At 50.8% G+C, this 256-nt stretch carries 1 rRNA gene; it reads left to right on the top strand.

Going from position 1 to position 256, the window contains the following annotated elements:
- A 23S ribosomal RNA gene (locus tag GJ699_RS34040) occupies window positions 1-256 on the top strand; the annotation flags it as partial.

Genomic DNA, 256 nt, shown 5'->3' with positions numbered 1-256 from the left:
GTTTGTGATGATGCAATCTACCCGCGGCTAGACGGAAAGACCCCATGAACCTTTACTGTAGCTTTGCATTGGACTTTGAATCAATCTGTGTAGGATAGGTGGGAGGCTTTGAAGTAGGGACGCCAGTTCCTATGGAGCCATCCTTGAAATACCACCCTGGTTCATTTGAGGTTCTAACCTTGGCCCGTTATCCGGGTCGGGGACAGTGCATGGTAGGCAGTTTGACTGGGGCGGTCTCCTCCTAAAGTGTAACGGA

The organism is Duganella guangzhouensis, assembly GCF_009674535.1.
GTDB classification, from domain to species: Bacteria; Pseudomonadota; Gammaproteobacteria; order Burkholderiales; family Burkholderiaceae_D; genus Rugamonas; species Rugamonas guangzhouensis.
Note: the sequence above shows the minus strand (reverse complement) of the source record. Positions and strands in the feature narration are given on the sequence as shown.